The following is a 1,457-nucleotide window of genomic DNA, read 5'->3' as shown; positions in this document are numbered from 1 at the left end:
AACTCGTCCGGGCAGTTGGTTGGCGACGTCGTAGAGTCGTTTGAATTCTTCCAACGTCCAGGCCCGCGGAACACGTCGCGCACGTCTTATCTCCGGAAACACCGGCACTTTGTCGATAAGCCCACAGCGGGCCGCGTATCGCAGAAGAAGGCGAACATGATCCAAATAGTTCACCTTGGTGTTCACGTTGCCGGTGACTGTGTTTAGCCAAGCGACAAAAACCGCTAAGTGTTGCGATGTGATTTCTTCGATTGAGCCAACACCGGTGGCGATCTGGAACCTGCGGGCCACCCTTAAGATATGCTGCTTGTGTCCATCTGAGATGACCCGACTTGACACGTAAAGCTGAGCCAATTCGATGATCGTCATAGCTGCTGGCCCCATGTTGCACCGCGGCCTCCTCGGCCGCCATGCACACGGAGCGCCGCATCACCTGCCACCGCTCCTTCATGATCGATCTTAATTCGCGATTCCGACGGATCATCTCAGCGTCGCACGATACTCGTCGAGGGCTTTTCTAGCTGATTCCGTCAATGCCAAGCCGAATTCCGAGTAGGTGATTTCGATATCCTGTAGGGCGTCAGCGTCTATCGCGTATCCGACCAGTTCTGTTACTTTCCATTTCGAAGCCCAGCAGGGCCTCTCGAACACTGCGAAGAACCAGCCATCTTCGGTGAGGTACGGCCGCACGCCGAGCATGAACTTCTGACCGTTGCGTACGTAGCTGCCGACGACCCAAGTGTCCATTTCTGGGTCTCCTGGTAGCGGGCGTAGACGCCCAATTTCTTCGTATTGGGCACCCGCTCAGTCGCCGCGAGAGGCGGCTAAGAAGGTGCCACGTGATTTCACACACACGCCATTATATGGTGAAACATAAAATTGTCAACAGGAAAAAGCGCGAGTCGTATCCCATGATCAATTAGAGATTTGCGGTAATTTTGACCGCGGCCGCCCAACCTTCGAATCGCGAGCCAAGAATTTTTCGGCCTCCGAACGCGGAATAAGCCAAGCACGCCGGTTTATCTTGATTCCATTCATCCGGCCATCCCAGAGCAATTGGTACACTCTCCCCTCGGTCACGCCGATGAGATCGGCGACCTCCCGAACCGTTAGTAAGTGCTCTCTAGTCGGCTCCAGCACAATCATGCCTCCATTATATGCTTGGCCATAAATTTGTGACAACAGAGAGGCAGGTGGTGTGAGGCTCACGTGGCACGGAAGCCCCCCGGCCCTCGCGGAACCGGGCACCTGCCAGGATGGAGGATAGGGGATTCGAACCCCTGACCTCTTGAATGCCATTCAAGCGCTCTCCCAACTGAGCTAATCCCCCAACTTGCGGTATTCCCAAAGGAATCCGCGACAGCCTTATCGACTGGCTATTATTAGTCTATCGGCACGTTTGCCGTTCGACAACCCCACCTCTTCCAATCGCTGTTAGCCACGAATAGAAATGTCCC

At 54.8% G+C, this 1,457-nt stretch carries 3 protein-coding genes and 1 tRNA gene; all 4 read right to left on the bottom strand.

From position 1 onward, the window contains the following. Positions 1-384 (bottom strand): phage integrase SAM-like domain-containing protein (locus H5U08_RS18645; RefSeq protein WP_297036602.1); only part of this gene is annotated, 384 nt, incomplete at its 3' end. Between the two features lie 96 nt (positions 385-480). Beyond that, on the bottom strand, positions 481-747 hold the full coding sequence (locus H5U08_RS18640) for a hypothetical protein (RefSeq protein ID WP_297036600.1): 267 nt from the start codon (positions 745-747) through the stop codon (positions 481-483). 168 nt (positions 748-915) lie between these two features. Beyond that, positions 916-1,146, bottom strand: a complete 231-nt coding sequence (locus H5U08_RS19965; RefSeq protein ID WP_366494887.1) for a helix-turn-helix domain-containing protein — start codon at positions 1,144-1,146, stop codon at positions 916-918. Between the two features lie 111 nt (positions 1,147-1,257). Continuing rightward, positions 1,258-1,330, bottom strand: a tRNA-Ala gene (locus H5U08_RS18635). Between the last annotated feature and the right edge of the window lie 127 nt (positions 1,331-1,457).

Origin of the sequence: Thermogutta sp. (assembly GCF_014359955.1) — a bacterium.
Classification (GTDB): domain Bacteria; phylum Planctomycetota; class Planctomycetia; order Pirellulales; family Thermoguttaceae; genus Thermogutta.
This window is presented reverse-complemented; position numbering and strand designations above follow the sequence as displayed.

Bases quoted from the DNA above. Each gene is read 5' to 3' on its own strand.
- H5U08_RS18640 (WP_297036600.1), bottom strand. From the start codon at position 747: ATGGACACTTGGGTCGTCGGCAGCTACGTACGCAACGGTCAGAAGTTC.
- H5U08_RS19965 (WP_366494887.1), bottom strand. From the start codon at position 1,146: ATGATTGTGCTGGAGCCGACTAGAGAGCACTTACTAACGGTTCGGGAG.